Annotated in this window: 23 protein-coding genes; 3 read left to right on the top strand and 20 right to left on the bottom strand. The window is 63.2% G+C overall.

The window, feature by feature from the left end; genetic code table 11:
* Positions 1-35: 35 nt before the first annotated feature.
* The 19 genes from ASH00_RS07970 to dinB all read right to left on the bottom strand — a co-directional run bounded on the left by ASH00_RS07970 (position 36) and on the right by dinB (position 20,753).
* Positions 36-329 (bottom strand): YggT family protein, encoded by a 294-nt coding sequence (locus tag ASH00_RS07970; RefSeq protein ID WP_056547155.1) that lies wholly within the window; start codon positions 327-329, stop codon positions 36-38.
* Positions 330-386: 57 nt separating this feature from the next.
* Positions 387-902 (bottom strand): cell division protein SepF, encoded by a 516-nt coding sequence (locus tag ASH00_RS07965; RefSeq protein WP_056547770.1) that lies wholly within the window; start codon positions 900-902, stop codon positions 387-389.
* Positions 903-1,014: 112 nt separating this feature from the next.
* Entirely contained in the window at positions 1,015-1,764 is a 750-nt protein-coding gene (locus ASH00_RS07960; protein ID WP_056547152.1) for a YggS family pyridoxal phosphate-dependent enzyme, read from the bottom strand.
* Positions 1,757-2,473 carry a polyphenol oxidase family protein gene (locus tag ASH00_RS07955; protein WP_056547148.1) on the bottom strand — a complete coding sequence of 239 codons (717 nt, stop codon included), beginning with the start codon at positions 2,471-2,473 and terminating at the stop codon, positions 1,757-1,759. The genes ASH00_RS07960 and ASH00_RS07955 overlap by 8 nt, the downstream gene beginning before the upstream one ends.
* 3 nt (positions 2,474-2,476) lie before the next feature.
* A complete protein-coding gene (ftsZ, locus tag ASH00_RS07950) occupies positions 2,477-3,676 on the bottom strand; it encodes a cell division protein FtsZ (protein ID WP_056547145.1) in 1,200 nt (399 codons plus the stop codon).
* Positions 3,677-3,854: 178 nt separating this feature from the next.
* Positions 3,855-4,757 (bottom strand): cell division protein FtsQ/DivIB, encoded by a 903-nt coding sequence (locus ASH00_RS07945; protein WP_056547144.1) that lies wholly within the window; start codon positions 4,755-4,757, stop codon positions 3,855-3,857.
* Positions 4,754-6,157, bottom strand: a complete 1,404-nt coding sequence (gene murC, locus ASH00_RS07940; RefSeq protein ID WP_056547141.1) for a UDP-N-acetylmuramate--L-alanine ligase — start codon at positions 6,155-6,157, stop codon at positions 4,754-4,756. The genes ASH00_RS07945 and murC overlap by 4 nt, the downstream gene beginning before the upstream one ends.
* Positions 6,154-7,269: an undecaprenyldiphospho-muramoylpentapeptide beta-N-acetylglucosaminyltransferase gene (gene murG / locus ASH00_RS07935; RefSeq protein ID WP_056547138.1), complete on the bottom strand. Its 1,116-nt coding sequence runs from the start codon at positions 7,267-7,269 to the stop codon at positions 6,154-6,156. Before murG ends, murC begins: the two co-directional genes overlap by 4 nt.
* Positions 7,270-7,286: 17 nt before the next feature.
* On the bottom strand, positions 7,287-8,657 hold the full coding sequence (ftsW, locus tag ASH00_RS07930; protein ID WP_056547135.1) for a putative lipid II flippase FtsW: 1,371 nt from the start codon (positions 8,655-8,657) through the stop codon (positions 7,287-7,289).
* On the bottom strand, positions 8,657-10,237 hold the full coding sequence (gene murD, locus ASH00_RS07925; RefSeq protein WP_056547132.1) for a UDP-N-acetylmuramoyl-L-alanine--D-glutamate ligase: 1,581 nt from the start codon (positions 10,235-10,237) through the stop codon (positions 8,657-8,659). Before murD ends, ftsW begins: the two co-directional genes overlap by 1 nt.
* A complete protein-coding gene (mraY, locus tag ASH00_RS07920; RefSeq protein ID WP_056547130.1) occupies positions 10,219-11,322 on the bottom strand; it encodes a phospho-N-acetylmuramoyl-pentapeptide-transferase in 1,104 nt (367 codons plus the stop codon). The genes murD and mraY overlap by 19 nt, the downstream gene beginning before the upstream one ends.
* Positions 11,319-12,842, bottom strand: coding sequence for a UDP-N-acetylmuramoyl-tripeptide--D-alanyl-D-alanine ligase (locus ASH00_RS07915; protein WP_056547127.1), 1,524 nt, complete (start codon positions 12,840-12,842; stop codon positions 11,319-11,321). The genes mraY and ASH00_RS07915 overlap by 4 nt, the downstream gene beginning before the upstream one ends.
* Before the next feature lie 6 nt (positions 12,843-12,848).
* Positions 12,849-14,450: a UDP-N-acetylmuramoyl-L-alanyl-D-glutamate--2,6-diaminopimelate ligase gene (locus ASH00_RS07910; RefSeq protein ID WP_056547124.1), complete on the bottom strand. Its 1,602-nt coding sequence runs from the start codon at positions 14,448-14,450 to the stop codon at positions 12,849-12,851.
* Between the two features lie 51 nt (positions 14,451-14,501).
* Positions 14,502-16,292: a peptidoglycan D,D-transpeptidase FtsI family protein gene (locus tag ASH00_RS07905; protein WP_056547120.1), complete on the bottom strand. Its 1,791-nt coding sequence runs from the start codon at positions 16,290-16,292 to the stop codon at positions 14,502-14,504.
* Positions 16,293-16,327: 35 nt separating this feature from the next.
* A complete protein-coding gene (locus ASH00_RS07900; RefSeq protein ID WP_056547117.1) occupies positions 16,328-16,999 on the bottom strand; it encodes a hypothetical protein in 672 nt (223 codons plus the stop codon).
* Complete coding sequence (gene rsmH, locus ASH00_RS07895; RefSeq protein WP_056547115.1) at positions 16,996-17,988, bottom strand: 16S rRNA (cytosine(1402)-N(4))-methyltransferase RsmH; 993 nt, start codon at positions 17,986-17,988, stop codon at positions 16,996-16,998. Before rsmH ends, ASH00_RS07900 begins: the two co-directional genes overlap by 4 nt.
* Positions 17,989-18,205: 217 nt before the next feature.
* The gene (mraZ, locus tag ASH00_RS07890; protein WP_056547768.1) at positions 18,206-18,637 is read right to left on the bottom strand and encodes a division/cell wall cluster transcriptional repressor MraZ; all 432 of its coding nucleotides are present in this window, start codon (positions 18,635-18,637) and stop codon (positions 18,206-18,208) included.
* Between the two features lie 283 nt (positions 18,638-18,920).
* On the bottom strand, positions 18,921-19,298 hold the full coding sequence (locus ASH00_RS07885) for a DUF3040 domain-containing protein (RefSeq protein ID WP_056547765.1): 378 nt from the start codon (positions 19,296-19,298) through the stop codon (positions 18,921-18,923).
* Positions 19,299-19,475: 177 nt separating this feature from the next.
* A complete protein-coding gene (gene dinB / locus ASH00_RS07880) occupies positions 19,476-20,753 on the bottom strand; it encodes a DNA polymerase IV (protein WP_200954777.1) in 1,278 nt (425 codons plus the stop codon).
* A 93-nt stretch (positions 20,754-20,846) separates the two neighbouring features.
* Here dinB and ASH00_RS07875 point away from each other — a divergent pair, with 93 nt between their 5' ends.
* Complete coding sequence (locus tag ASH00_RS07875) at positions 20,847-21,956, top strand: polyprenyl synthetase family protein (RefSeq protein WP_056547113.1); 1,110 nt, start codon at positions 20,847-20,849, stop codon at positions 21,954-21,956.
* Between the two features lie 9 nt (positions 21,957-21,965).
* On the opposite strand, the gene ASH00_RS07870 is transcribed toward ASH00_RS07875, so the two are convergent.
* Positions 21,966-22,319: an Rv2175c family DNA-binding protein gene (locus ASH00_RS07870; RefSeq protein WP_056547110.1), complete on the bottom strand. Its 354-nt coding sequence runs from the start codon at positions 22,317-22,319 to the stop codon at positions 21,966-21,968.
* Between the two features lie 270 nt (positions 22,320-22,589).
* Between ASH00_RS07870 and ASH00_RS07865 the strand changes: the two genes are divergently transcribed.
* Both ASH00_RS07865 and pknB read left to right on the top strand, forming a co-directional pair.
* Positions 22,590-24,176 carry a lytic transglycosylase domain-containing protein gene (locus tag ASH00_RS07865; RefSeq protein WP_082565988.1) on the top strand — a complete coding sequence of 529 codons (1,587 nt, stop codon included), beginning with the start codon at positions 22,590-22,592 and terminating at the stop codon, positions 24,174-24,176.
* A gap of 91 nt (positions 24,177-24,267) precedes the next feature.
* Positions 24,268-26,373, top strand: coding sequence for a Stk1 family PASTA domain-containing Ser/Thr kinase (gene pknB, locus ASH00_RS07860; RefSeq protein WP_056547108.1), 2,106 nt, complete (start codon positions 24,268-24,270; stop codon positions 26,371-26,373).
* The last annotated feature ends 24 nt before the right edge of the window (positions 26,374-26,397 follow it).

Here is a 26,397-nt window from a genome sequence, read left to right as displayed (position 1 = left end):
AGCGTATATCTTTTAGGTCTCGAAAACTAACCGGATCAAGCCGTTGCCAATGAACCTGCAATTGCCTTGAGGATAGTAGCCCCCAGGAACACCACGATGAATGCGAGGTCGAGCGAAACGCCACCCAACCGGAGCGGGGGGATGAGCCGGCGAAAAAGCCGGATAGGCGGATCCGTCACCGCGTACACCATGGATGCAAGAACAAGCGCCAGCCGTCTGGGGCGCCAGTTGCGGGCAAACATTTGAACGGCGTCATAAACAATACGAATGATCAGCGCGAGCTGGAACAGCATCAGCACCAAGTAGATCAGGGCGAAGACCAAGCTCACGTGTCAGTCACAGTCCTCTGGCATGAACGGAATAGTTACGAGTACCAGTAAACAGTGTCAGCTTTGATTGAAGAAACTCGCTTGACCGTCGCTGGTCTTCTGATCCTCCCCGAGGACCTCGATGTAGGACGGCGACAGCAGGAATACCTTGTTGGTGACACGCTCGATCGACCCATGAAGGCCGAAGACGAGTCCGGCCGAGAAGTCCACCAGCCGCTTGGCGTCTCCCTCGCCCATGTCCGTGACGTTCATGATCACAGGAATGCCGTCGCGGAAGCTTTCTCCGATGATCTTCGCGTCATTGTAGGAGCGCGGGTGCACCGTGGTGATCTGGCGAAGCGATGAAGCGTCCTCGCGTGCAGACTGCGCCCGCTTGATAGGCGTGACCGGAGCACGATACTCATCCGGAGCCGCCTTTGCTGCCGGCGCGGCCTCGACATGGCGCTCGTCACGGTCGTAGTCCACGGAGTAGTCCTCATTCCTGCTGTGGGATGTCTTTGGCTCGGGCTCGTAGTGCTCGTCACCGTCGGCGAGCCCAAGGTAAATCATTGTCTTGCGCAGTGCGCCAGCCATGGTTGCTCCTGTCAGTCCTTCGTCCTGCATCCGTCATGCAGAATGTAAAGCAAGGTGTGATTCAACACCGCCCAGGCACCTCCTGAGATTCCCCGCGGTTACAGCGTTGACGCTACCCCACGGGCGGGCGGGCACCGAGGACATCTGAGCCGATGCGAAGGTGTGTCGCACCGGCCGCGACAGCATGTTCAAGGTCACCGCTCATCCCAGCCGAGATGCCGCTTGCCGCCGGATAACGGGAGACGAGCTCCGAGGATAGGTCAGCGAGCCGACTGAAGGCCTCGCGGGGGTCCCCGCCAAGCGGCGCAACGGCCATCACTCCCGCCAAGCGCAAGTGATTGCTGTCATGAATCCGCGCGGCAACTTCAAGCGCATCAGAAGGATGGGCTCCTCCGCGACCGGTGCCCTCGGCTGACAGGTTGACCTGGACGAAGCAGTCCAGCACTGCAGGACGGCCGCGCCTAGTTCCTCCCGCAGACGAATTTGGATGTTCGGCGCGACCTGCCATCGCTTTTTCCAGAGCGCGCACGAGGGAGCTGCGGTCGACGGAGTGCACGGAGTGGGCGTAGCCCGCAACCGAGCGGGCCTTGTTGGTCTGCAGTTGGCCGATGAAGTGCCAGCGCAGTTCTGGATCCGGAACCTCCCGGGCTTTGACAGCAGCCTCCTGGTCGCGGTTCTCACCGACGTCCCGAACCCCGAGCTCACGGAGCAGGAGAAGGTCCTCGGGCGGGAAGAACTTGGTCACGACAATGAGCGTGGGCCTGTTCCTGCCTCCGCATGCCGCGATAGCGTCATCAATCCGTTTGTTGACCCGCCTGAGGTTGGCCTCCAGTTCGGCGCGCCTTCCCGTGGTGTCAGGCATCCCGCCACACCAACCCCGCCAGACGGCCCGCGGGCCTGCCTTCCCTCACGGCACGATGAGAGAACAGTCGTTCGTTCTCAAGCGTGCATGGATTGCCGCCCCCGCCAAGATCCTTCACGGAGACCCCCAGTGCCTCAAGTTGACCGCCCACACCGGCAGCGAGGTTGAGAGCAGGCGTCCCCCGGCGTGTGCTGCAAAAAGTCAGCGGCACAGCCTTGACTACCTCCTCGCGCATGTCCTCCGGCACCTCGTAGCACTGGCCACACACGGATGGGCCGATCCACGCGGAGATTGATTCTGCCCCGTGACGCTGCAGTTCAGCGACCGTTCGTGCTGCTATGTTTCCTTCAACGCCTCGTCGGCCGGCGTGGATGACCGCCGTCACGTGGTCACTTTGAGCCCCGAACCCGACGAGCACCACCGGTACGCAGTCGGCAACGAGGACGGCAAGTGGGTCCGTGCCGGTCGGGCTCACCAGAGCATCAGCGTCGGGCACAATGCCGGTTTCTGCCTCTGCTACGACGGTCGAGTGGCTCTGGTTCATGAAATGGAGTGAACCAGGACCAGTTCCGAGTTCAAGCTCCAGCGCCTGCCTGGAACGAACGGCGGCATCCGGGTTGCCCCCGATTCGCGGAGCGAGGTTTCCCGCGCCACGATCAGTGAAGGCAACCCGGATGCCGGGCGCTACGAGCGATGTCCAGAAGAACAACGTCTACTTCAGGAAATCGGGAACGTCCAGGTCATCGGAACGTCCGGTCGAGTAGTCAGGCTCGACGACGGCCGGCAGGTCCACATCGAACCCGGCGTCACCCGGAACATCGTTGCCTCGTCCGTTGGACGAGTGCTGCGACCACGAACCGTAGCCTGCTCCTGCCGCGACGGTCTGCGGAGCCGGTGCGGACTCGCGCCCGATGGCGGGAGCTGAGGCCGGCTTTGCCGCGGGCGCTGCTGGTTGCGACGTGGCATCTACCTGATCGAAACCTGCTGCGATAACCGTGACCCGCGCCTCGTCTCCCAGCGCGTCGTCGATCACGGCACCGAAGATGATGTTTGCCTCCGGGTGCGCAACTTCCTGCACGAGGCGCGCTGCCTCGTTGATTTCGAACAGCCCGAGATCCGATCCGCCCTGAATGGACAGCAGAACGCCGTGGGCGCCGTCGATGGAAGCTTCGAGGAGCGGCGAGGCGATCGCCAGTTCCGCTGCCTTGACTGCACGATCCTCACCGCGGGCGGAGCCAATGCCCATGAGAGCCGAACCTGCGCCCTGCATGACCGACTTCACGTCTGCGAAGTCGAGGTTGATCAGGCCCGGCGTAGTGATGAGGTCCGTGATGCCCTGGACACCCGAGAGCAGCACCTGGTCCGCTGAGCGGAACGCGTCAAGCATGGAAACGTTGCGGTCGCTGATGGACAGAAGACGGTCATTCGGAATGACGATCAGCGTGTCGACTTCATCTCGAAGTGTGTCGATACCGGTTTCTGCCTGGTTGGAGCGCCGGCGACCTTCGAACGTGAACGGCCGGGTCACTACGCCGATGGTCAACGCACCAAGGGAACGCGCAATCCGCGCGACGACGGGTGCGCCGCCGGTACCGGTGCCGCCGCCTTCTCCTGCGGTCACGAACACCATGTCCGCGCCGCGGATGACTTCCTCAATCTCCTCGGCGTGATCTTCGGCCGCCTTCCGGCCCACTTCCGGATCAGCTCCGGCGCCCAGTCCACGGGTGAGTTCGCGTCCGACGTCGAGCTTCACATCGGCGTCGCTCATGAGTAGTGCCTGCGCGTCAGTGTTGATGGCGATGAACTCCACGCCGCGCAGGCCAACCTCGATCATTCGGTTGACGGCGTTCACGCCACCGCCGCCGATGCCGACGACCTTGATGACGGCCAAGTAATTCTGCGGTGCTGCCACGTCCTGTGTCCCTTGTTCGATCTGTGCGCTGGTTGGGTTATGGGCTGGAGGTTCCAACCTTCAACTTGCTAACATTCACCTTCAGGTTGAAAGTTAATGTTATGTCAAGTAGTTTCTTATTGAGACGCTAGGTGCCCGGCCACCGGCATGCAATGACCACTCCCGCGTGTCGGAAAACTCATCGGGTTACCGGCCTCGATGGCGTGCTTACGTCGTAGACGCTCACCGGCGCATCCTGCTGCGGAAGAGTAAGCAGCGCGGCGATGACACGGGCCTTTGCCTCGTTCTCCTCGGCACTCCCCCAGAAAATTGTTTTTCCGTCCGTCAGCTTCAGCTCAACGGAGTCGATTGACTTTGCCGATGCGTGGACCAGGCGCTCCCGGATAGCTGCGGGCAGCGCGGCAAGAACATCGGTAATTGACGAGAAGACTGCACTGTTGACGGCATTCGTACCTCCGTCAATGAGGGGCAAGGCAACGGACTTCCTGTCAGTGACCGTGGTGAGCTGCCGGCCTTCTGCGTCTATGAGGATGTACTTACCGCCGCTCTCAAGGATTGCAACAGGGGTGCGCTCTGTGACAGTCACCCTCAGGGTGGACGGTGGTGCCGCGGCCACGGAGATATTCTCGATCGGAGCGAACCCTTTTAGCAGTGTGCGCACGTCGTCGTCCCCGATCTGGGTCAGAGACGTTCCCATCAGGGGCTCCAGTGCCGCCGTGATCTGGTCCTCCGGTACCAATTGGTTCCCCTGCACCTCGAGGGAACGTACTGCAAGCGCCGGTGAGAACACCAGATAGGCGATTACGCCCGCGACGATCAGCACCGTCGAGATGATGCCCGTCAGCCACCACCTCCTGCGCCGGCGGCCGGGAGGTTCCGGAAAGGCGATGACAGTGCCGTCGTCGTCTTCGCGGTCCAACAGGGCAACAGGTGCTTCTTTCGATGCGGATATTCTGCTTCCCCGCATTCTGCTGGACTGAGGAGGGTACACCTGCTTCTCAGCGGTGATGGTTTCATTTCCCGACGCTGTGTTGGCCGGCGTGGATGCCCTGCCCGGCTTCCGCGGAGGACGTGCTGTCACTGTGGATGCCCCTTTCCTGCAAGGAGGTCAACCAGCAGCGGACCGAAGCGGGTAACGTCGCCTGCTCCGACCGTCAGGATGATGTCACCGCTCTGCGCCGTAACGACCATCTCCCGCAGTGCCTCGTCTGCATCGGGCGCGTACCCGCCCGGAACCGTGAGCCGGTCGCTGATGAGCCGGCTCGTCACTCCCTTCACCGGGTCTTCCCTTGCGGCATAGATGTCAAGCACGCGCACCGTATCAGCCAGTGACAGAGCGCCGGCGAACTCCTTGGCAAACTCCTGAGTGCGGGAGAACAGGTGCGGTTGAAACAGGACGTGCACGCGGTGGTCTCCCGCGACGGTCCGGGCAGCGCCCAGCGCGGCCGCCACCTCCGTGGGGTGATGGGCGTAGTCATCGAAGACGCGCACACCGCCTCCTTCACCCTTAGCCTCGAACCGTCTGGCAGCACCGGAGAAGGATGCGAGGCCCGCGGCAGCAGCAGCCGGATCCACGCCCAACTCCAACCCGACGCTGAACGCCGCTGCCGCATTCAGGACATTGTGCCGCCCGGGCACCCCGAGCTGGAGTTCCTGCTGGCTGTCGAGTCCATCGATAGAGAAGGAAAGGACGCTGTTCGACGTGCTGCCGAGCGCGCGGGTGTTGCTGATTCGAACGTCTGCGCCGGCACAGTAGCCGTAGGTCCGCACCCGGCGGGATCCGGCGATTCGCGCCGCCAGGGCGGCAGCGCCGTCGTCGTCACGGCATGCTACCAACACACCGTCGTCGGCCGGCAGCAGCGCAGCGAACCGATCGAACGATTCATATACTGCAGCAGCGGACCCATAGTGGTCCAGGTGATCCGCCTCCACGTTGGTGACAACGCCAACGTGAGGACGGTAGTTAAGGAAAGAGCCGTCCGACTCATCTGCCTCCGCCACGAAGACTTCCCCATCCGCCCATTCAGCGTTGACTCCAAGCGCCGCGACGTCCCCACCGATCGCAAACGATGGACGGGTTCCGGCGGCCTGCAGCATGACGGTGATCATCGCCGTCGTCGTGGTTTTGCCATGCGTGCCGGCAACAGCAACCACTTTCCGCCCGTCCATCGCGGCGGCAAGCGCTTCCGAACGATGCAGGACGCGCAGGCCGCGCGTTTTTGCTTCAACGAGCTCGGGGTTGGTCTCCCGGATTGCGCTGGAAACCACCACGGTATCTGCGGCACCGACGTTCGCTCCCTCGTGGCCGACGTGCACCGTTGCGCCCAGCGCGGCGAGAGCCTGCAGACCGCGCGAGTCAGCGGCATCGGACCCTGACACCGCTACTGAGCGGCCGAGGAGGACCCGCGCCACAGCGGACATGCCCGCTCCGCCGAGCCCAATGAAATGGACCCGGCCGAGATCCTGGATAACTGCATTCATGAGCGGCCTCCCGCGGCGTCGATGATGAGCTCCGCCATGCGGACGTCCGCGTCGCGCACACCGAGCGGCGCCGCGGCGCGGGACATGTTCTCGAGACGCACAGGGTCCTGCACCAGCGGCAGGGCTTCGGTAAGCAGCCAGTCACCAGTAAGCTGCGCATCCTCGATCATGAGGGCGGCGCCTGCGTCCACCAGCCCCGAAGCGTTTCGCCGCTGCTCACCGTTTCCGTGCGGCAAGGGCACGAACACAGTGGGCAACCCGACTGCCGCAACTTCACAGACGGTTGCTGCGCCTGCACGCGCCAACAGCAGGTCTGCCGCCGCGTAGACGTTCTCCATACCGTCCACATATTCGACCTGCCGGTACCCCTCGACAGCAAGGAGCGCGCCGTCGGGGCCGGGAACCTGCTTGCCGCGTCCGGTGATATGAAGCACCTGTACCTGCGCTGCGTCGTCGACCATTTTTGGCGCCGCTGCGGCGACCGCCCGGTTGATGCTCGCAGCGCCGGAGGAACCGCCGGTCACGATGAGCGTTGCACGATCCGGGTCCAGCCCAAGGCTTACCCGCGCTTTCCGACGGGCGGCCGCCCGGTCCAGGGTGGAAATCTCCCGCCGCATGGGCATGCCCACCCATTGCTCGTCCGGCAGTCCGGTGCCGCGGAATGCCACCGCAACGCTCCGGGCAATACGCGCGCCAAGCCGGTTGGCCAGGCCGGGGCGGGCATTAGCTTCATGGATGGCCACGGGAACGCGGCGGATCCAGGCCGCAAGATAGAGCGGCGTGGACACATACCCGCCAACCCCGACGACGACGTCAGCCTGCGCCGCGTCGATAATCCTCAGCGCCTGCCGCACGGCCCGGACCAGACGGACCGGCAGTTTCAACAGATCGACGGACGGACGGCGGGGCATGGGCACCCGTTCAATCGTTTCCAGCCGGAAACCGGCCGCAGGAACAAGGCGGGTCTCCATTCCTGCGGCCGTTCCGACGGCAAGCACCCGGGCGTCCGGGCGGGCCTCGACCAGAGCTCGTGCAATGGCGAGCAGTGGGCTGATGTGCCCGGCAGTTCCCCCGCCGGCGAGCACGACCGACAGGGCAGCAGATTCAGTCAATGGGTTCTCTTGATCTTTCACTTGTCGCTTGCAGAAGTCTGGTTGGAGCTGACGGCCGGTCCGGGGGTGCCAGGCACGGCGGGCGGCATCCGCCGCGCAAAGGCAAGGAGCACACCGACGGCGGCAAGCGTGAAGGTGAGGGCAGAACCGCCGTAGGAGATGAATGGCAGCGGCACACCGATGACGGGAAGAACGCCCGTGACCATGCCGATGTTCACAAAGGCCTGGCCGATCAGCCACACGAGGATGGAGCCCATGAGGATGCGCACGAAGGGGTCGGTGTAACGCCGTGCCACCCGGAGGGTTGCCACCGCGAGGATTCCGAAAAGCGCGATCACTACGAGGGTACCGATCAACCCGAACTCTTCACCGATGATGGCGAAGATGAAGTCATTGTGCGCTTCCGGGATCCAGTTCCACTTCTGCCGGCTCTGGCCGATTCCCACTCCCCACCAGCCCCCGGACGCCAGTGCGAAAAGCCCCTGGTTCGTTTGAAAACAGGGATCCGTCGCGCTTTCGCAGTTCAATCTGAGCCAGGCCTGGATGCGGGTACTTCGTGTGCTGTTGAGCAGGATGGCGCCGAAAGCGCCGGCAATTCCGAGGAGGCCGACCAGCGTAAACAGCTTCATTGGTGCGCCGGCAAAAAACAGCGCTGCTGCCATGATCATTCCGAGGATGATCGCTGTACCGAGGTCACCGCCCAGCATCACGAGCAGGAGGATGACTCCTCCGAGCGGTGCTACAGGTATGAGCGCGTGCTTCCAGTCACGGATCAGGCCGCGCTTGCGTTCCAGGACAGTAGCGCACCACAACGCGAGTGCGAGCTTTGCGGGTTCTGAAGGCTGAAGAGATTGGTTGCCGATCCGGATCCAGTTCTGGTTTCCGTTGATGTTCTCGCCAATGAGCAGCACCAGTACCAGCAGGACAATCGCGACGCCGAGCCCCGGCCACGCAAGGAACTTGAAAACCCGCGGCCCCAATCTGGACAGGACGAGCATCAGCACCACGCCGAGCACCGCATACATGCTCTGTTTGAAGAAGAAGTCAAAGACGATCGCGCCCTCATCAGTGGGCTCGACCGTGGATGCTGCATTGGCGATCGATTCAACAGACGACGCCGAGAGCACCATCATGAGCCCGATGGCCGTCAGCGCCAGCGTGGCGCCGAGAATCATGTAATAGCTGGAGCCGCTGGTCTGCCGGTCCGAACCCTCGAGAAAGCGCCACATGCGTCCGAAGGCACCAAGAACGCCCTTGCGCTCCGGGCGCGCCGCAATGGCATCCGCCGGAGGATTGCCAGAAGCGTTGACCCGGGACGAGCCCCTGCTGCCGGAGTGTTGCCGCGCCGCCGGCCTCCGGCGCGGATGCCGGGTGGGCGTGCTGACCATTACAACTCCTTAGCGGTGAATCCCTGCCCCTCCACAATCCCGCGAACCGCCTCGATGAATGCGGTGCCACGGTGAGCGTAGGAAGGGAACTGGTCCATCGACGCTGCTGCCGGCGCCATGAGAACAGTGTCGCCGTCAACGGCGATACGCAGCGCTTCGGTGACAGCGGCGCGCATTGCCTGAACGCCGTCTGAACTCGAGTGCTGGGACGGCAGCTCGTCTCTACCAGTGTGACCCGCGGCTGGAACTATCACGGGAACATCGGGCGCGTGTCGGCTGAGAGCAGCGGCTAGGTCAGAACTGTCGCGGCCGATAAGGACAGCCGCCTTGAAGCGGGCTGCGTTATCCCTGACCAGGCTGTTATAGTCGACGCCCTTGGAAAGCCCACCCGCAATCCAGACGACACTGGAGAAGGAGGACAGGGCTGCGTGTGCCGCGTGCGGATTGGTTGCCTTGGAATCGTTGATCCAGAGCACGCCGTCCCGTGCCGCAACAAGCTCGATTCGATGCCCGGACGGCTGGTAGTTACGGATGCCTTCACGCACCGCGGCCGCCGGGACACCCGCTGCCCGCACCAGGGCCGCCGCTGCCAGGGCGTTGGCGACGAGGTGGCGGGGAACCACTTCCCCGAGGTCCGTCACCGAGGCCAGTTCCGCCGCTGAATCCTTCCGCTGTTCGATATACGCACGATCCACCAGCAGACCGTCTACAACCCCGAGCATGCTGATGGCAGGGGTATTGGTGGTGAAGCCGATCGCCCGGCAGCCTTCCTGGACATCAGCATCCTCCACCATCCGCTCGGTGGCCTCGTCTTCGGCGTTGTACACACAGGCCACGCGGGTGTTGTCGTAGATCATTGCCTTGGCCGCCCGGTAGGCTTCGAATCCTCCGTGCCAGTCCACGTGATCTTCGGCCAGATTCAGGCAGACACTGGCGAGCGGCGCGAGGCTCGAACTCCAGTGCAGCTGGAAACTTGAGAGTTCGACGGCGATCACATCGTAGCCCTGCGGGTCCCGGATGGCGTCGAGCAGCGGCGTGCCGACGTTCCCCGCGGCGATGGCGCGGAGGCCTCCGGCGCGGAGCATCGATTCCGCCAAGGTGACAGTGGTTGTCTTGCCATTGGTTCCGGTGATGGTCAACCACTCAGCGGTGGGCCTGCCCCGGCGCACTCGTACGCGCCATGCGAGTTCGACATCACCCCATACCGGGATTCCGGCAGCGGCGGCCGCAGCGAGCAGCGGCTGATCAGGACGCCAACCGGGAGAGGTCACCACCAGTTCGGGCGCTTCTCCGTCCACCTGTGGGAGCGTAGCAGCGGCCTCGGCCCCGAGCAGGACGTCCACTGCCCCGACGATGCGAAGGGTGTCCGCCTTCGCCCTGTTCTCTTCGGAATCCGAGGAGTCGCACACCACAACCCGTGCACCGAGTTCGATCAGCGTGTCAGCGGCAGAGAAACCGGACAGGCCGATCCCCGTTACCACGACGCGTAGCCCTGCCCAGTCAGCGTCCCACGACGTCAGGCTTTCAAGGCGGTCAGAGTTCTCCTGGGCACCTGTACCACTCACAGAAGTACAACCCATTCAGCGTAGAAGATACCGAGCGCGACAGCGACGAACAGTCCGGCAAGGATCCAGAACCGCACAACCACCGTGACTTCCTGCCACCCCTTGAGCTCGAAGTGATGCTGGAGCGGCGCCATTTTGAAGACCCGCTTGCCTCCGGACAGTTTGAAGAAGCCCACCTGGATGATCACGGACAGCGTGATCATGACGAACAGCCCCGCCATGATGACCAAGAGAAGCTGGGTGCGGGAGAGAATAGCGAATCCGGCAATTGCTCCGCCGATCGCGAGCGATCCGGTGTCTCCCATGAAAATTTTGGCCGGTGAGGTGTTCCACCAGAGGAATCCCACCAGAGCTCCGCACATCGCACCGGCGATCAGCGCCAGGTCCAGGGGGTCGCGGACCTCGTAACAGATGTTGGTTGGAACCTCCGGCGATGCGCACCTCTGGTTGAACTGCCAGATGCCCATCAGCATGTAAGCGCCGAAGACAAAGACTGATGCACCGGTGGCCAGTCCGTCCAGGCCGTCCGCCAGGTTCACGCCGTTCGTTGCGGCGGTAATGATGAGAATGGACCACAGAACGAAGAGGATGGCGCCGATAATCGAACCGGCGAATGCCAGGTCGACTGCTGTATCCCTGACGAAGGAGATAGCAGTCGACGCCGGCGTGCGTCCATTCTCATCCGGGAAGTTCAGGGCCAGCACGGCAAACAAAACACCCACCAGGGTTTGCCCGATGATCTTCGCCGGTGCGCTGAGTCCCAGGCTTCGCTGCTTTGAAATCTTGATGTAGTCGTCGAAGAAGCCGACGACTCCCATGCCTACGGTGACCATCAGCAGCAGGAGACCGGACACGGTCGGGCCGTCGGAGCCACCCGCCGCCATCATGATCAGGTGTGTGGCGAAGTAAGCGAGAACAACCGATCCGACGATGACTGCGCCGCCCATGGTGGGCGTCCCGCGCTTTGTATGGTGGGCCGTTGGGCCGTCGTCGCGAATGAACTGGCCGTAGCTCTTTCGGACGAGGAGCCTGATGAAAAGTGGTGTGCCCACAAGTGCAAGAAGCAATGCGGAGGCGGAGGCAATCAACAGCGCAATCACAGCGAGTGCCCCCCTTGGTTCATTGGACCGGGTCCATTCAATTCAGCCTGTGATCCCGGGGCTGCTTCGGGCACCGCCGACGAGTTGTCTGACGCCAATGCTAGCCGATCACCCAGATGGCGGAGACCGGCACCATTCGAGGATTTCACGAGGACAAGGTCACCCGGCTGCAGTTCCCGATCGAGGATTTCCTCGGCCTGGGAGACATCTTGAACGAAGACCGCTTCGTCTCCCCATGATCCTTCCAGCACTGCTCCGGTGTGGAGTGCTTTGGCCCCGGACCCGACAACCAGCAGCTTGGAGATATTGAGCCGGACAACCACCCTGCCAAGTGCATCGTGGGCAGTGATGGAGTCCTCGCCCAGCTCTAGCATCTCACCGAGTACTGCCCAGGTGCGACGGCCGCGCCCCAGCTCGGCGAGCGTCGCAAGCGCCGCACGCATCGACTCCGGGTTGGCATTGTAGGCGTCATTGATCACCGTCACGCCGTCCGGCCTGTCGGTACGCTCCATCCGCCAGCGGCTGACCGCCCGGGCGGTAGACAGTCCGGCAGCGATTCGATCCCCCGGAATTCCGAGGAGGTGGGCAGCGGAAGCGGCCGCGAGGAGGTTGGCGACATGATGCCGTCCGATCAGCAGCGGCCGAACCTCGTGACGACCACCGTCCGGGAGGTGCAGGGTGAAACACGGATTACCTTCGACGGACAGCGTTACGTCCGCAGCACGGACGACACTGCTGCCCGGCCCGTCAAAGGTGGGGTCCTCCGTAAAGAGGACGGTCTGTGCCTGGGTCTGATCAGCCATCGCCAGTACCCGCCGGTCATCACCATTAAGGATGGCCACACCGTTTGAACCAAGGGACCGCGGCAGCTCCCCCTTGGCCTTGGCAATCATGTCGACACCGCCGAACTCACCCGCGTGCGCGGATCCGACGCACAGGACTATTCCGATGTCCGGCTGCACCATGGAGGCAAGGTACTCGATGTGCCCGACGCCGGTGGCGCCCATCTCAATGACCAGGTAGCGGGTGCCGTACTCGGCGGAGAAAACCGTCAGCGGAACCCCAATCTCACCGTTGTACGAGCCGATGGGGGAAACGGTGGGCCCCTCCTGGCGGAGCAGCTGCGCAAGTACGTCCTTCGTGGTGGTTTTGCCCGCTGAACCCGTGATGCCGATGACCGTCAGTGGTGAGTGCGCACGGAGGCGGCGCACCACCTCTCCGGCCAGTCGGCCCATTGCCTCCACGGCATCGGGCACCACCACAGCGGGGAAGTCAGTGCCGGCGTCGTCCATTACCGGCCGCTCGACAAGGGCCAGAACCGCACCGTTCGCGAAGGCACTGGAGACGAAGTGATGGCCGTCTGTGGACTCACCCGGCTTTGCGATGAAGAGACCACCCGGGCGGCTTTCCCGAGAGTCGGTGGTGGCTGAATGGACAACCAAAGAAGGAGCCCCTTGAGCCGACAGGGAGAGCGTTCCGCCTGTGACTGCCGCGATGTCGGCTGCGCTGAATTCAATCATGACGATCTAGGACTCTATCCTGTTGCCGGAAAGCGCAGAGAATCCGTGCCGTGTCAATGCGGCCGCCAGCTCAACCCGGTCATCGAGTGGAAGATTCACGCCCTTGACCTCCTGCCACACCTCATGGCCACGCCCGGCGACAAGGACCACATCGCCTTGCCGGGCAAGAGCCACCGCTCGATCAATAGCCGCAGCACGCGGGAACACCTCGATGATTTCGCACGACAGGTTCTCGCCGTCCCGTGCAACGCGAGCACCCTCAAGCACGTCCGCACGGATGCTGGCCGCGTCCTCATCATGGGGATCGTCATCCGTGATGATAACGACGTCGGCCCGCCTGGCTGCCGTGGCGCCCATGATCGGGCGCTTCGAGACGTCCCTCTGCCCGGTAGCGCCGAAAACCACGATCACACGGGAGCCGGCGTCCGGCACGCGCACCGAGTCGAGCGTAAGCTCCAACGCGTCGGGATTGTGTGCGAAGTCAACAATGGCAGCAGGACGCTCAGCAATCAGCTGCATGCGGCCGGGTACCTGGGTGGTGAACGGATCGTGCGCGTCCGCAGCCCGCTGGAGCGTTTCCGCCTCAACGCCCGAAGCCAGAACCATCACCGCAGCCAGAGCGGCGTTGGCTACGTTGAAGGTGCCGGGGAGGCCGCAGCGAAGCCGCAACTTCTGTCTCTGCGGACCAATGAGTGTGAAGGTATGTCCGAGGCCGGTGCGCTGTATCTCCGAGACGTTCCAATCCGCCTCCGACGCACCGGTCACTGACACCGTAAGCGTCTCGACGCCGGCTTGGTCCGCGATGCGGTGCCCCCAGGAATCGTCGATCAGGACGACGGCGCGGCGGGTCCGGTTCGGCCGGAACAGGGCAGCCTTCGCGGCGAAGTACTCTTCCATGCTTCCGTGGAGATCCAGATGGTCCTGGGTCAGGTTGGTGAAGCCCGCAACGTCAAAGTGCACTCCGTCGACACGACGGTACTCAATGGCATGCGAGGAAACCTCCATGGCAGCAGCTTCGATACCCCGCTCCCTCATCAGCGCCAGGATGCCGTGCACCTGCGGAGATTCGGGCGTAGTGAGGACGGACGGGATGACCGTTTGCCCTACCCGGATCTCGATGGTTCCGATCAGCCCGGTACTCCTGCCGAGCGCCGACTCCAGTGCAGTCAGGAAGTAGGTCGTGGTGGTCTTCCCATTGGTGCCGGTCACACCATAGAGCACGGGACGGCTACCGGCCGGCTGGCTATTGAAAACGACGGCGGCAAGTGGTCCGACGTAATCCCGCACCGGCGCTGCCCGGTACAGCGGAATCCTCGAGCCGCTCAGCGCCGGCTCGGCGACAGCCACTCCCTGGTCATCCGTTAGCACTGCCGTGGCTCCAGCCGCAACGGCTTGACCGGTGAAGTCAGCCCCATGGCGACCCGTGCCCGGCAGGGCAATGTAGAGGTCGCCGGCACGAACTTCCCGGGAATCAATGGTGACGCCCGTGATCGAAGCGGGCGCACCGCCGTCGTGAGGTCCGGTTACTAGCTGCACGCGGGCGAGCTCCGACGGGAGCTCGGCAAGCACCTCATCCATGGTGCGCGGGACGACGGCGTCCGGACGCATGAGCGCAGCGGACTCTTCATTTGTGGACACGTTGGGGCCTGCTTACGCGGTTCAGTACTTGACCGGGTAAGTCTCGGGCTTACCGGTCGAGGGTGGGATGTTGTTCGAGTTCAGAACATACTTCATGACCTTTTGGAAGGACTCCCCCGGAACCAGATAGTACAGGTCACCCTGAGGCCGCTGAAGGGTGACGACGACAATGTACTCCGGGTCCTCCATCGGAGCCATTCCGGCGTAGGAGAGAGTGTAGCCGTCATAGCCGCCCTGTGGACTGGGCGCTTCAGCGGTACCCGTCTTGGAGCCCACCCGGTACTGCTCGAGTGCTCCAGAAGCTCCGGACCCTTCCACCGTGACGGTTTCCAGCATGGTGTGAAGCTGATCCGCCGTCTCTTGGGACACCACCCTTGTACCCTCTGCCTGCGGAACGACGTGCTCGGTGCCGTCTGCATCGATGTAGGCGTCGATGAGGCGGGGCTGCAGTCGGACGCCGTCGTTGGCGACGGCCTGGTACACCATGGCGGTGTGCAATGCGGTCTGCGCGAGTCCCTGACCGAAGAGGACGGTGTACTGCTGGCGTTCATCCCACGAGTCCGGCGTCGGGAGAATCCCTGCCGTCTCGCCGTTGAGCCCCACATTGAGAGGTTCGCCGATGCCGAACTTTCGCAGCCAGTCATAGCGCTGCTGCTTGCTCAGCTGCTCACCGATCATGACCGTTCCGGTGTTCATGGACTTGGCGAAAATACCGGCCGCTGTGCGCTTTTCCGTCCCGTGCTCGAACGCGTCCTTGAACGTCTGCCCGTCCACGGTATAGGTGGGCGGTGTTTCGAACCTGCTGGTCGGTTCGATGATCCCCTCCTCCAGCGCGGCAGCCATGGTGATCAGCTTGGTGGTGGAACCCGGTTCAAAGGAGGCGGTGACTGACAGCGGCTTCCAGAACTCCGGAGCAGTCGCCGCATAGTCGTTGGGGTCGGGCGTGGTTGACTCTGCCATCGCTTTGATGGCACCGGTTTTGGCCTCCACGACAACGATATTGCCCCATTCGGCGTTGTAGTCCTCGACCTGCGCGGCGATGGTCTGCTGTGCGAAGTACTGGAGGTCCTGATCGATGGTCAGGCGCACCGATTGGCCATCCTGTGCGGGCACGTCCTCGTTGGTCGCGTACGGAATGCGGATACCGTCGCCGCCGATCTCGAAGGTGCGGCTGCCCGGTGTCCCCGTCAGCTGTTCCTCCTGGGTGAGTTCGATTCCACTCAGGGCGCGCCCGTCACCGCTCATGAACCCGAGAATCGAGCCCGCTACTGCTCCCGATGGGTACGTGCGCAGTGTCGTGGGGTCGGCGTAGACTCCCGGCATCCCGACGGCGAGCACCTGGTTCCTGATGTCGGGCGTCACCGAACGCGCAACGAAGGCAAACTTGGCGTCTCCGAGGATGGAGGACTTGAGCGTGGCGACGTCCTCTCCAAGGATTGCTGAGAGCTCCTCGAACCCCTGCTCCATGGGGATGTCCTCAACCCGCTTACCGGTCTCCCGGTTGTACCGGTCGAAGGTTTCACCGCCGCTGAGCGTCTGGTCAACCACAATATCGAAGCGCTGCACCGTGTGCGCCAGCTCGTTGCCCTCATCATCCAGGATGCTGCCACGCAGTGCCGGCACCTGCTGGGTAACCAGTCGCTTGTTCAGGCCGACCTGCGCCATTCCGTCGGGGTCGAGGCCCTGAACCTGGAATAGGCGAACCCCAAGGACCAGCAGCAGAATCAGGACAAAGGCCAGTCCGACCCTGAGCCTAGCGGCTCCGAGCGCGACCCGTAATGTTTCATGTTGGGGGTTGTCGGCTGGTGCCACCGTGATTCCTCGCTGCGTTGGTGTACTGCGGTCTCTTACTGTCCGGGCGTAGTCTGCGCCGGTGCGGGGATTGTCCCGTCGTCGACGGTCGCTTCCGGTGCGGCGGCCGCGTCCGGTACGGACGGTTCCGCCGGTGCGGACGGTTCCGCCGGCTCATTCGAAGGCGTCGGCGCGGCGGCCTGGCTCGGCACGTTCACGGCAGGTGCCGGCACGAGAACTGGCGGTACATCCGACTCCTTGGCTGGCTCAGGGCTTCCGGTGACTGCCAACGAATTTACATCAATGGTCCCGAAAGTCGGGGAGGCCACCATGTCGAGTTCGTGCGCCGCTGATGCGAGGTTCTGCGGTGCGCGGAGGTTCTCCAGCTGCTGCGTCAGCGCCTGGTTCCGCTCGGCAAGTGCAACCTCTTCACCGCGCAGTGAGACCAGTTTGTACTGGCTGCTCGAGACGGAGATGTTGAGCATGAGCACCACCACCAGGGCTGCTATCAGTGCGGCCATGGAGAACACAGCGAATGGGACCCGGCCACGCGTGGGTGCGGCCGGGACCACCGAGAGTGGGGTCCGGCGTCGTTCCCGTCCCGGTTGCACCGCGGGACTGGACACTGCCGGGTGCTGCAGCGCGCGGGCGGTGTTTCCGGCTACTGCGCCGGCCGCTGCATGAGCGCTGTGACGCACAGACGGCCTTTGCTGCACTGATTGGCTCATCTCGCGTTCCTGTCTGTTGTGTTGGATCTGGTGCGTTCCACTGCCCTGAGCTTTGCCGATGCTGCGCGCGGGTTGTCAGCGATCTCCTGGTCGGTAGGAGCCTCAGTGCCCTTGGTCAGTGTCTTGAGGTAAGGCGTGTGTTCCTCGAGCTCCACCGGGAATCCGACGGGTGCGGACGATCGCGTTCCCGCGGAGAAGGCGGCTTTCACGATCTTGTCCTCTAGGGAGTGGTAGGACATCACAACCACTCTTCCCAACACGTCCGTCGATTCGAGTGCGGCAGGAATAGCACGCGTCAGCACGGTGAGCTCTTCGTTGACCTCAATACGCAGAGCCTGAAAGGTTCGCTTCGCCGGATGACCTCCGGTCTTGGCCGCGCCCGCGGGAACAACTGAGCGGATTGCCTCGACCAGCTCGCCCGTCGTGGTGAACGGCTTTGCGTTCCGTGCCGAGACGATTCCGGACGCAATCCGTCCTGCGAACTTTTCCTCGCCCCAAGTACGGATGATGCGCCGCAGCTCATCCTCGGAGTAGGTATTGACAACATCCGCGGCGCTCTGCCCGGTGCTCGTATCCATCCTCATGTCGAGAGGGGCGTCATAGGAGTAGGCGAATCCGCGGTCTCGCTCGTCCAGTTGAAGGGATGAGACCCCGAGGTCGAAGAGCACACCGTGGACCTGTGCGATGCCGAGGTCCTCGAGGACAGAAGAGATTTCGTCGTACACCGCATGGACGAGGTCGGTGCGGTTCCGATACGGTGCCAACCGCTCTCCGGCAAGCCGCAAGGCCTGCCGGTCGCGGTCGATACCCACGAGGTGAAGTTCACTGAACCGCTGAAGCAGTGCCTCGGAGTGACCACCCATGCCGAGGGTCGCATCGACGACGACGGCCCCCTCACCGGCGGCCTCGATCGCGGGAGCGAGGAGATTGATGCACCGATCCAGCAGAACGGGAGTATGCCGCTCCTGAGTGGGACGCTCCTCCCCCATTCACCCGCTCCTTCCTGCTGTCCTGTTCAGGCTGAGCCTGCGTGAATCCGTTGCCGTGGTACTTCAATCAGATCCCCATCCGCTCCGGGCTTCCGTCTGCCTGGCTCCGGGGAAGGTGATCCAGGTAGTCGGCCGGCTGGGCGGCTGGAGGTCTCATCGAAGATCCTCGGTCAACTCGGTCTTGCTGTACTGCTCTGTGTCCCGCTTGTTGCAGCTGTCAGATAATTCCCGGCAGTGCATCTTCGTCTGTTTCAGAGAAGGCGGTTTCCTTCTCTTCGAGGTAGTCATTCCAGGCGGTTGCATCCCAGATCTCCGCGCGGCTTCCCGCTCCGATCACTGCGAGCTCCCGGTCCAACCCTGCGTAGGTCCGCAGCATTGGGGGGATGGTTACCCTGCCCTGCTTGTCCGGAACCTCATCCGAGGCACCCGACAGAAATACCCGGATATAGTCCCTGGACTGACGCGATGAGATTGGCGCCTCACGCATCTGCTCATGGACCTTGACGAACTCCCGCTGGCTAAAAACGTAGATGCAGCGCTCCTGCCCCCGGGTCAGAACCAAACCCTCGCTCAGCTCGTCACGGAACTTGGCCGGAAGGATCAACCGTCCCTTCTCGTCCAACCGCGGCGAGTGTGTTCCGAGGAACATTCGCCACCGCCCGTCCGTCATGAGAGCCAAGCGCTGCCACTACGCTCTTATAGCCTCCACTTTACTCCACAATCCTCCACAGTCAATGTCCCTCCGAGCGTTTCTCGATTCGCTCGCCCGGAAAATTCGCGTAGCTGTGCGGTATCCGGCGTGTGGTGGAGAGTGGAGGGTAATTGGGGTCAACAGGGTCAGGGATTGATCAGTTCCGGGTCGAACCGCATTAAATGCCGCAGGACCAGCCTTTCGGCTGGCCCTGTGGGGGAAAGTGGAGGAAGTGGGTGGTTTAGGGTTGGTCCCGTTTGCGCTCGTCCCACTTTTCTTCGAGACTGCTGAGGAAACTGCCACGCGGAGAACTGGAGGCCTTTGCAGCTTTACCGGCACCAGGGGCCGCGCCGTCCAGCTTCGACCTTGTGGTGGCGTAGTACACGCCGGCACCCATGATGAGGAAACCCGCCACTCCTACCGGGATGAACTGATTCCAGATGCCCAAAAGCAGGACCGCCAAGCCGGCGACGGTCACAAGCGATCCGAGCACGATGCGGCGCGTGGACATCGAGCGACCGGTGTTTGATGCCATGGAGTGGGCGAACTTGGGATCGTCGGCATGAAGCTGTTGTTCCAACTGGTCAAGCAGCCGCTGCTCGTGTTCCGAGAGTGCCATCACTGCCTCCTTGCTACTAATACCGAATCCCTCAAACCCAACAACGAGTTCAGCCGTGAACTGGTTCCCGGCTGCTGCCGCCGCGATGCGCTTCAGCATGCTGATCTGAGTGGGTCAACGCCTAATTGATCCCTACCGCTAAGGATAGTTTGCAATCACCTGAAGGGAAAGCCACAGTCACGCGCCGGCAGGCCCCTGCCCGCCGGCATCCCGGCGTTTTGGTTGCCCGTCGGGAGGGTGCTCGCCCCTCGTACCGAACGGCGGTTTGAGCAGCCGCGCAGGCAGGACCATCGACGCACCAAATTTGCCGTTCACCTTGTCGAGTACCTGCTCGGCGAGGCGCCAATTGTCATCCTGGCGGTCGATCGTCAGCTGATGTGAAGTGCCCGCAGCGCCTTCGAGCCGCTCCGTCCGGATTCCGATGAGCCGAACGCTCAGCGGGCGCTCACCCAGCGATTCCAGGAGCTGACACGCAGCCGCATATAAGGCATGCGCGCTGTCTGCAGGTTCGGGGAGGCGCCGTGACCGGGTCAGGGTGGAGAAGTCAGCGTAGCGAAGCTTCAGTGACACCCCTCCTGTCTGCAGCCCTGCGGAACGAAGGCGCGTGGCCGTGCGGTGCGAGAGGCGAAGCAGTTCAGCCCGAAGGAGATCATCGTCATCGACATCGGATGCAAACGTTTCCTCGGCACCGATACTTTTCTCCTGCCTGCTGACGGTTACCGGACGGGGGTCCTGCCCCCAGGCAAGCCGGTGGACATGGGCACCGGTGGCGCCGAGAGTCCGCTGGAGGACCGACACGGGAGTGCGCGCGACGTCCTCCACGGTCCTGATCCCCAACCGTGCAAGAACCTCCTGGGTTTTGGCGCCTACACCCCAGAGCGCCGACACCGGAAGGGTGTGGAGATATTCCACGGTTCGCGCCGCTGGAATCAGCAGCAGCCCGTCCGGCTTCGCGCGGGTTGAAGCAATTTTCGCAACAAACTTTGTGGAGGCAATACCCACGCTCGCCGTTATACCAAGTTCCCGGTGGATCATTGTTCGGATCAGCTCGCCGATTGTCCTGGGTGAACCCAGTCGCCGGATCGACCCGGCGACGTCGAGGAAAGCCTCATCGACGCTCAGCTGCTCCACCATAGGTGTGACTGAGCCGAAGATTTCCATGACGGATGCCGACACCTCGGCATAAAGGTGGTGGTGCGGTTCGAGGACAACGGCATGGGGGCAGAGCCGCAGGGCGTTGGCCATGGGCATCGCGGAGCGCACCCCGAACCGCCGTGCTTCGTAGGAGGCCGACAGCACCACCGACCGACCTGACGGCGAGCCGGCGATAACAGCCTTGCCCTGCAGGTCTGGGCGGGAAAGCAACTCCACTGAGACGTAGAAGGCGTCCATGTCCACGTGGAGGATTGTGCAATCCGCGTCCTCGATTCCCGCGAGGTCGGAACGGACGGGCATGCGAACCATCCTACTGCTGCGCGCCCACGGAATCGGTGGGCGGGACACTCCTGTTGCAGCTTCGCCTGGGAGGGCAGCACCTAGACTGAGCCTATGACTGACGGTATCGCTGCTCTTTCCACTCCTGTGCAGGATGAGCAGGATCGCTTCAGGAAGTCGCTTACCGAAGCTACCTCCCGCTTCCTCTCAGCGCAGCGGTCCATCCTCGAAACGGTGTCGTCCGACAGTGCAGTGCTTGTCGATGCGATAGAACGGTTGGCCTCCGGTGGCAAGAAGATGCGTCCGCTGCTGTGCTACTGGGGCTGGCGAGGCGCCGGAGGCGCAGCGGATGACGACGGCGTCGTTCTGGCGGGCATGTCCCTGGAACTGTTTCAGGCAGCCGCGCTCATTCATGACGACATCATTGACCGCTCGGATCTCAGGCGCGGAGCCCCCAGTGTGCACAAACAGTTCGAGACCCTTCATGACGACGGCGGCTGGCATCTGGATGCCGGACATTTCGGAACCGGCGCTGCGATCCTCGCGGGTGACCTGTGCCTGTCTCTCAGCGAAGAAGCATTCGCTTCGATCACCGCCGCACCTGAGCGAACCGCTGAAGCCCGCGCAATCTTCAACAGGATGCGCGCTGAAGTCATGGCCGGCCAGTATCTGGATCTCCTGGAGGAGGCAGTCGGGCCGGATCGGCACCCTGATGTTGCGGTTCAGCAGGCTCTGAGCATCGTGCGCTTCAAATCCGCCAAATACTCCACGGAGCATCCGCTGTGCATTGGGGGCGCTCTCGCGGGAGCATCGCCGTCGTTGCTTGCCGGCTACTCCGGCTTTGCGCTCCCCCTCGGGGAAGCTTTCCAACTGCGGGACGATCTCCTGGGCGTGTATGGCAACCCGGCGCTCACGGGCAAGCCCGCCGGTGATGACCTGCGGGAGGGAAAGCGAACCGTGCTGATTGCCAGGGCGCTGCAGGCTTGCAGCGCAGACCAGGCCAGGACCCTAAATGCCGGCCTTGGCCGAGAGGGCCTGAGCCAGGACGAAGTGCTGGAACTGCAGCGCATCATTGACGCAACAGGTGCCCGCGATGAGGTGGAGGCGTTGATAGCCGCACGTGCCCGCGCCAGCTACAAAGCGCTGGAGGCACTCCCCCTCGATCCGCCCTGCAGGGACGCGCTCTCCGTTCTTGCGGAAGCTGCCGTTACGCGAGTGGCCTGAACAGGGCGGCTACCACGCCGAGGATTGCGCACGGCGGCGGATCTCGGTTTTGCGCCCCGCTTTCAGCGCATCGACCGGTCGGCCCGGCAGAGACTCGTCTTCCGTGAAGAGCCAGCGAATGATCTCCTCATCCGAGAACCCTGAGTCGCCGAGTACAACGACCGTCCCCTTGAGGCTCTCCAGTACGTGCCCGTCATCGATAAATTCCGCAGGCACTGAGCGGATTCCACGATCAGTAACGCGAACCGACACCAACGCCCGCTCATTGATGAGTCCATGAACCTTGGTGATGGACAGATCAAGCGCTTCCGCGACATCGGGAAGGGTGAGCCAGCTGCCCACGAGGTTCTCCAGTGTATTCACGCCCTTAAGCGTGCCATGCCTTGCTGCCCTAACTCCACTCAGCAGCTGCAGTCAGGATGGAATCACCGACGCGCCGAAACTGCGCAAATACTGAGACTTTTTGAACTGTTGTGGTAAACGACCCATGGTGTAGATTCACATAAGTCACACAGGTAACAGTAACAACTTGTGTATCAACTGCACCATGGGGTTCGGGGATTACGGCGGCATCGACTGTTGCTCCCTGCCCTGCCATGCGGCCCAGCCCGCCATTACAGATGAGGACAGACCATGACCGCCCAGCGCCCGTCATCGCCGCTGAACGTGCCAGCCGCCTGCACCACGCCTTTCCGAAACCGTGGAATCGGTATCGCAGTGTCTTCCGCAGCGATACCCGCCGTCGTTCTTTCGTCGCTGGCACTTGCAGCACCGGCAGCCGCCGCGCCGGCCGCAGGCCATAGCGCGTACCAGCCGTTGAAGACCATGCCGGCCGCTGCCAGTGCGGCTGGCGCGGCCGGCGCCATGATTCCCGCTGCCCTGGTGGCAACGCAGGTACCGCGGATTGTTCCCATGCAGAACAGCGCCACAACGTACGTGGTCCGTGCAGGAGACACCATCAGCGGCATCGCAGTCCGTCACGGGCTGAGCATGCACGCGGTCCTGAAAGCGAACGGGTTGAAGGTCAACTCCATCATCCACCCCGGCCAGAAGATCAAGCTGGCGGGTTCGTCGGCATCTGAGGCTCCGGCAAAGCAGACTGCTCCGCCCAAGCGGCAGTCCTCCGCAACGTACACAGTGAAGTCCGGCGATACTCTGGGAGCAATCGCTGCCCGCCACGGTGTCAGCCTCTCGTCGGTTCTGACGGCAAACGGGCTGTCGATGACGTCCATCATCCACCCGGGCCAGAAAATCAAGCTCTCGGGTTCATCCGCAACGCCGGCGCCGGCGCCCAAGGCGACAGCCCCCAAGCCGTCAGCTCCAAAGCCCGCCGCATCGGCATCCGGAGCAACTTATGTGGTGAAACCAGGTGACACGCTGGGTGCGATCGCTGGCCGCCACAATGTGAGTCTGGGATCCATCCTTTCGGCGAACGGGCTCTCCATGAGCTCGATCATTCATCCTGGCCAGAAAATCAAGCTGACCGGCGGGTCGAGCGTTGCTGTTCAGACAAGTCCGAAGCCCGCAGCACCGAAGCCGTCCGCCCCAACGGCCGGCGGCTCGTACACGATCAAGGCCGGTGATACGCTCGGCGGCATCGCCGGCAGGCATGGAGTCAGCCTCAGCGCGCTGCTCTCCGCCAACAAGTTGAGCGCCACCACCATCATCTACCCCGGAAAGAAGCTTACGATCCCCGGTGGGTCCAAGGCTGCCCCGGAACAGAAGCCGGCGGACCTCGTTCCATCGACCTTCCTCCACTACACCTACCCGGATGCAGTGGTTGCGGAAGCCAATAAGAACAAGCACACGCTGAACGGCCTTCCGGTTCCCTCGCAGGCCCAGATGAAAGCGATTGTCGCTGACACTGCCCGCAAAATGGGCGTAGATCCAAGCCTTGCGCTCGCCTTCTCCTACCAGGAGTCGGGGTTCAATCAGCGGGCTGTCTCACCGGCGAACGCCATCGGTGCCATGCAGGTCATCCCGATGTCCGGCGAATGGGCTTCCGATCTCGTTGGCCGGAAGCTGAATCTGCTGGATCCCTATGACAATGCAACCGCCGGTGTGGCGATCATCAAGGCGTTGATCCGGACCAGCCCCAACCTGGATACAGCGATCGCGTCCTACTACCAGGGCCAGTATTCGGTGAAGACCCACGGCATGTTCGCAGACACCAAGAATTATGTGGCAGCGATCAAGGCGCACCAGAAAAACTTCCGGTAGGCGACCACCGCCCCCTGCGGGTTCAGCGGCCGGCGCCCGACCGACCTGTGTTGGTGCGGGCGGCGGCCGCTGCTTCACTTAGTATCGAAGAGTGCGGGAGCGGCCGAAGGACTCACTGGTAGACACCGTTGTAGACGGGCGCTATCACGTTCGTTCACGGCTGGCGAGCGGCGGCATGTCGACCGTCTACCTTGCCACCGACGAACGGCTGGAACGCGACGTCGCGCTGAAGGTTCTCTATCCGCACCTCGCAGAAGACGAGCGCTTCCTTGAGCGTTTCGAGCGCGAAGCGAAGTCAGCGGCCAGGCTTTCGCACCCGCACGTGGTCGGGGTACTGGACCAGGGCGTGGAAGACGGACCAGGGCAAAGCGTCGCCTACCTCGTAATGGAGTATGTACCGGGCAAGACCCTCCGGGACCTCCTCACCGAACGGGGACGGCTGACGCCCCGCCAGGCCCTCGCGATTCTTGATCCAGTGGTTGAGGGACTGGGAGCTGCACATGATGCCGGGCTCATTCACAGGGATGTCAAGCCGGAGAACGTCCTGCTGTCCGAACGCGGTGGAATCAAGATTGCCGATTTTGGTCTTGCCCGTGCGGTCTCGGCCGCAACCCATACCGGAACGCTGGTGGGCACGGCGGCCTACTTCCCACCGGAGCTGGTGACAGGCGGAGCCGCGGACGCGCGCAGCGACATCTATTCGGCTGGCATCGTCCTGTTCGAGCTCCTCACGGGCAGGCAGCCATACTCCGGTGAAGCGCCCATCCAGGTTGCGTTCCAGCACGTGAACTCGCGGGTTCCCGCGCCCTCCACGATCGTTCCGGGACTGGCAGAGGACCTCGACGAACTGGTGCTTTGGTGCACCGCGGTTGATCCCGAAGAACGCCCTATCGACGGCAATGCCCTCCTCGGCGAGTTGCGGCACATTCGAACCAACCTGCGCGATGACGAGCTCGACCACGGCAGCGACCACCGCGCCGGTTCGGCGCCAGGCGGCGGAGAAGCAGCGGCCTCCGACGGCGCCGAACGTACGGAGATCATCGGCACAGCGCACTCGTCCACAGACGTAGCGGGATCGCATCCATATCCAACGGAGGTCATCGGTGCCTCGGGCTCTCCGACAACCGTGCTGGGAAACAGTTCCCACCACACCACAGTCCTGGGCTCCACGCCGGTTGCAGGATCGATGCCGCAGCGGCAGCTGGATTCAGCCGCGCGAGAGAAGCTCGCTGCGAGGGACTTCAAGACCTACCGCAAAGAGCAGGCACGGGCCGTACAGCGCCCGGAAAAGACCCTGCGGCCAGGCAATGCACGGCGCAGGAATGCCTTTCTCATTCTCTTGCTCGCACTGCTCGCAGCGCTGGCGGCAATAGCCGGCTGGTTCTTCGGTGTGGGTCCGGGCGCGCTGGTGGCCGTTCCCGATGTTTCCAGCCGCTCAGTAAGCGCAGCGCAGGCATTGCTGGCCCAGGCCGGCCTATCCTCGAGCGCAGAGCAGTCCTATTCTGATTCGGTCGCGGAGGGCCTTGTGATCGCCAGCGAGCCGGAGGCAACCGCTACAGTGAGGCCCTGGGAGGAGATTCAGCTCCTGGTGTCGCTGGGACCGGAACTTTTCGCGATTCCGGAGGTCGTCGGTCTCGCTGAGGCAACAGCGGCGGCCACACTGGTCGCCGCCGGTTTCGAAGTAGGAGAAGTGACGCCGCAGTTCAGTGACACCGTTGCCGACGGCGCGGTGATCGCGACTACTCCAGCAGCAGGTGAACAGGTTCCCGCGGGCACCCCCGTGAGCCTGACGGTTTCACGGGGACCGGAGCCGGTCTCGGTTCCTTCCGTTGTGGGCCTGCCGGAGGAAGAAGCGGTCAGCATCCTGGCGAGCGCCGGGCTGACCCCGGTAATCGAGCCCGCGCCGGTCAATGACATCAACGTACCGGCCGGATCCGTCCTGGCACAGACACCGGCAGAGGGGCAGCTGCCTCCGGGCGGGTCAGTGACGCTGACTCTCTCCGACGGCCCGCGCATCATTGCTGTTCCCGACGTATTCTCCGAACGTGAGGCGGAAGCCATCGCCGCACTGGAGGAGGCCGGGTTCACGGTCAAGGTGAACTACGCCTTCGGCCGCCCGGTGCTGGGCCTCGTTGCCGGCCAGGACCTCACGGGCGAGCATCCCGAAGGATCAACGGTCACCATTACCGTGACGTGAGATCGAAGCACCGGCGAAGGTAGC

The sequence above is a fragment of the Arthrobacter sp. Soil782 genome (genome assembly GCF_001428435.1).
GTDB lineage: Bacteria > Actinomycetota > Actinomycetes > Actinomycetales > Micrococcaceae > Arthrobacter_D > Arthrobacter_D parietis.
This window is presented reverse-complemented; position numbering and strand designations above follow the sequence as displayed.

Coding starts and splice junctions, on each gene's coding strand:
- ASH00_RS07965 (WP_056547770.1), bottom strand. CDS start 902: ATGGCTGGCGCACTGCGCAAGACAATGATTTACCTTGGGCTCGCCGAC.
- ASH00_RS07960 (WP_056547152.1), bottom strand. CDS start 1,764: ATGCCTGACACCACGGGAAGGCGCGCCGAACTGGAGGCCAACCTCAGG.
- murC (WP_056547141.1), bottom strand. CDS start 6,157: ATGAATGCAGTTATCCAGGATCTCGGCCGGGTCCATTTCATTGGGCTC.
- ftsW (WP_056547135.1), bottom strand. CDS start 8,657: ATGGTCAGCACGCCCACCCGGCATCCGCGCCGGAGGCCGGCGGCGCGG.
- murD (WP_056547132.1), bottom strand. CDS start 10,237: ATGGGTTGTACTTCTGTGAGTGGTACAGGTGCCCAGGAGAACTCTGAC.
- ASH00_RS07915 (WP_056547127.1), bottom strand. CDS start 12,842: ATGATTGAATTCAGCGCAGCCGACATCGCGGCAGTCACAGGCGGAACG.
- ASH00_RS07910 (WP_056547124.1), bottom strand. CDS start 14,450: ATGCGTCCGGACGCCGTCGTCCCGCGCACCATGGATGAGGTGCTTGCC.
- ASH00_RS07900 (WP_056547117.1), bottom strand. CDS start 16,999: ATGAGCCAATCAGTGCAGCAAAGGCCGTCTGTGCGTCACAGCGCTCAT.
- rsmH (WP_056547115.1), bottom strand. CDS start 17,988: ATGGGGGAGGAGCGTCCCACTCAGGAGCGGCATACTCCCGTTCTGCTG.
- mraZ (WP_056547768.1), bottom strand. CDS start 18,637: ATGTTCCTCGGAACACACTCGCCGCGGTTGGACGAGAAGGGACGGTTG.
- ASH00_RS07885 (WP_056547765.1), bottom strand. CDS start 19,298: ATGGCACTCTCGGAACACGAGCAGCGGCTGCTTGACCAGTTGGAACAA.
- dinB (WP_200954777.1), bottom strand. CDS start 20,753: ATGCCCGTCCGTTCCGACCTCGCGGGAATCGAGGACGCGGATTGCACA.
- ASH00_RS07875 (WP_056547113.1), top strand. CDS start 20,847: ATGACTGACGGTATCGCTGCTCTTTCCACTCCTGTGCAGGATGAGCAG.
- ASH00_RS07865 (WP_082565988.1), top strand. CDS start 22,590: ATGACCGCCCAGCGCCCGTCATCGCCGCTGAACGTGCCAGCCGCCTGC.